This window comes from Bacteroides sp., from assembly GCA_036351255.1.
In the GTDB taxonomy this organism is placed as follows: Bacteria; Bacteroidota; Bacteroidia; order Bacteroidales; family UBA7960; genus UBA7960.
In genome coordinates this window covers 1-3500 of record JAZBOS010000157.1, presented here as the reverse complement: position 1 = coordinate 3500, position 3500 = coordinate 1, and the positions used below count along the sequence as shown (strand labels likewise).

General features: G+C 47.1%; 3 protein-coding genes. All 3 read right to left on the bottom strand.

Going from position 1 to position 3500, the window contains the following annotated elements; genetic code table 11:
* A partial coding sequence (locus V2I46_14625; protein ID MEE4178736.1) for an Ig-like domain-containing protein occupies positions 1–614 on the bottom strand: 614 nt, incomplete at its 3' end.
* Positions 615–684: 70 nt separating this feature from the next.
* Positions 685–1941, bottom strand: coding sequence for a LamG-like jellyroll fold domain-containing protein (locus V2I46_14620; GenBank protein ID MEE4178735.1), 1257 nt, complete (start codon positions 1939–1941; stop codon positions 685–687).
* Positions 1942–1980: 39 nt separating this feature from the next.
* Positions 1981–3465 (bottom strand): RagB/SusD family nutrient uptake outer membrane protein, encoded by a 1485-nt coding sequence (locus V2I46_14615; protein ID MEE4178734.1) that lies wholly within the window; start codon positions 3463–3465, stop codon positions 1981–1983.
* Positions 3466–3500: the final 35 nt, after the last annotated feature.

The window sequence follows — 3500 nt, the reverse complement described above, 5'->3', positions numbered from 1 at the left end:
CTGTTATCTGCTGAGAGCAGGATATTTTTCTGGAAATTGCCGGAAACGAAAAAATAAGGCTTATAATCTTCGGGATCCAGTTGATGTGAAAACCAGATCTCTATATCCAGGTTTTCATAGTCGATGTCCCTTTGAGGCGCAGTGCCAAAATCAATGCCATTGATCGTGATGTTTTCAATAAGGAGTTTGCCATTCTCGGTGAAAAAATTTACCGTTATCCCGGGGAATGTCTCCCCCCCCGCACCTGCAAGTTCACCTGTAATGATTATGCGATAAGCGGACTGATAAGAAAGCAATGATTCCGTATTCAGGATGATGGTCGTATTATTGTCTTGCGAAGACAGGTCAAATGCCACAACAGAGTCAGGATCCTTAAAGAGTTGTATAGCCCCGGCAGCAGTGGATATATCAAGTTGATCATTAAACTCGATATAGATCATGCTGTCGACCGGAATGCCGTCATTGTTTCCCTGCAGGTCGAGACTTTCATCACCAATTTTTATTGCGGCAAGCTGGACCTTCCCGGGTGTATTTTCCTCTTGTTTCTTACAGGTTGCCAAAAGCAATGCACCCATTATGAACACCAGCCAAAGATAGGGAACAGCAGATTTCATGTTAATAAAATTAAAAAAAGGAGGATTAAGGAATTCCAAAACCCTCCTTTTTGTTTCAGTGTATCACAAATTAAGGTTTCTCTGATTCGTACATTAATGAAATTTCAGTTGGAGTCAGCACCTTATGGTAGAAGCGGATATCATCGAGCAATCCCTTGAAATGGTTGGCATCCGGGAAATCATAACCACCCCATGGTTCGTTGTCCCACAGTGTGCCTGCACGTGACTGGATGAATCCAAATGCCAGTTCATTCACAACCTCAGGTTCTGTACCGCCATACTTGAGCCCAACAATGGTTTGTTTCAGGTCTCCGTCGGGCCACAAGTTAAAGTCGAAGCTCTTCATCTTTTCGCCATTGTAATACAGGGTGCCCTGTTTTGTCGCACCGTTGTATGTGTAAACGACGTGCAGCCATGCATCCTTAAGCAAAGCGATCATATCGTCCTGGCTGATTGATTTGGCAAAGTCCCATCCCTGCCATCCGCCATTTGTATTGTCCTGTGCTTCAAAGGGGAACCACATATCTTCAGCGGTGGTTGTTCCGTCTCCTGCTTCGTACTGAATCGCGAACTTAGCTCCGTCATAGGACCCGAATATTTCATACTGGATGCCATAGAAGGCACCGAGTCCCATTACAAAATGCCCGGTGGTCTTGTTCTCTGAATTGGTCTTCACCCAGAAAGTGATGGTAAAGTCAGCGGTATTGATCAGTTCGTCCCCATTGGGAATTTCAATGATGCTGGTTGTCCCGTTGAAGGAAGCTGCCTTGCCTGCTTCTGCATTGCGTGAATCTACATAAGTGATATCAATGATTCCGGTTGGCAAAGGATTATAGGTTCCCACATCGTCATTGGAATTGTCTTCGAATCCCCAGTGGGCTATCTGGCCTGCCGGGACGAAGGTTCCCTCGGTGGTGAAAGTACGCTCAAGTGTTCCTATTGCCTGGTCATCGGTTGACTGGATGCCCGACATGGTCAGTTTGTACAGGGCCCCATTGCCCAGATCAACATCCGGTACGATAGTCACGGTTCGTCCCGAGACGGTGATTGTGAGGTCAATTGAAGCACCATCGTAATCCCGGTCCAATTTAATGTTGTTTTCATTGGCTGTCGATGCCTTAACATCAACCGAGAATACTGCAGTGATAGTCGGATCCGGAGGAATATTGTCCGGTGGGGTGGCACCGTTCATGTCAATAGATCCGGCTTTCAGTGAAGAAAGGGTGAAGGTGACCTGTTCATCCTCATCCTTTTTGCAATTGGTCACCCCTATAATCAGGGCAGCCATTAATAGTGTTGAAACAATAAAAATAATCTTCCTTTTCATGTTACATAGTTTTAAGATTAAACAATAATTATAATTTTCTTACCACATTGGATTTTGAGATAATGTCCCTTTTGATATATCTATTTCCGTTTGAGGAATTGGTAAAAGTTCGTGCTTCCCTTGAATATATCCCAGTGGCCCCAGTATCTCCGGAGCTTTGCCTGTCCTGACCAGGTCCCAGAAACGATGTCCTTCCAGTGCAAGCTCGTGCCTTCTTTCTTCCAGGATCAGGTCACGCAATTCACCCTGATCCAGTGTAGTGATATCCGGAAGTATTTCATTATTGCCCTCGCGTGCCCTGGCCCTTACCATGTTAAGGTATCCCAGTGCCTCACCGGGATTGCCATTTTCATTGAGTGCTTCCGCAGCCATAAGCAAAACATCTGCGTAACGGATGATCCTCCTGTGATGTCCCCATTGCGTAAGCACATTGGTGCCGGGAACCCATACCTTGCGGTTGTAACATTCTACTTCGATAAGATTCCCCTGGTCATCAAATACTTCATCCGGTGTGGAGCCGTCACCAAGGATCTCAACATCATCAATCACATCGCCCAGGTCAATGATAGTCCCCTTCAGACGGGGGTCGCCGGGTTCAAATGAGTTTCTCAGGTCGAGGGAAGGCCTGCTGAATCCCCAGCCCCTGTTCGGAGTGCCGCGCACGCCCTGTGTGTTGGCATACTGGTTTCCACCCGACTCGGTCCCTTCAACCTGCAAGGCCCCTATTTCAAAGACGGATTCTATTCCATTGTTGCCATTCACCCCATTGGCATCCACAAAGACCGGTTCAAGGCCATATTCCATCGAGTTAATGACTTCCATGGCATAGAGTTCCGCATTGACAAAATCCTTTCTGAACAGGTATACCCTGGCGAGCATTGATTTTGCCGCACCTTTTGTAGCCCTTCCCTGATCCGCACTACCATAACCACTTTTCTCAGGAAGGTTGGCCGCGGCAAAAGCCAGGTCGCTGATGACCTGTTGAAAAATCTCTTCTTCTGCTGCCCTGGGCAGGTTCTGTTCGGGAGTGGTTGTGGTTACCAGTGGCACCCCGCTCCAGGCCCTGACCATATCAAAATAGACCAGGCCCCGGATAAACCGGGCTTCTGCAATATACCTGGTCTTCAGCCCTTCATCCATAGAAATATCCGGCACATATTCGACCACTACATTCGCCCGTTTCACGCCAACATACAATTGATTCCACCAGCGGTCCAGTCCATCCTGTGTGGGCGTGTGTGTAAAATCATCATAGGGCCCGACGGTGCTGAGCTGGTCATTGGGATTGCTGCCCTTATGGGAATCATCAGACATGATGTCCAGTATAGGGTATCCCCCTGAATTATAGTACCATTCACGCAAAGATGTATAGGCTGCATTGGTGGCCAGCAACGCATCCTCGGGGGTTTTGGGGAAATCCTCCTGCGTAAGTTGTCCCTGGGGGGAAACATCGAGAAATTTCTTGCATCCCGTTAACAATAAAATGAATGTTAAAATGGTCAGGATCGGGATTTTATGATTCATTGCTTTCATACTTTCAGAAAGTTAAATTGATACCG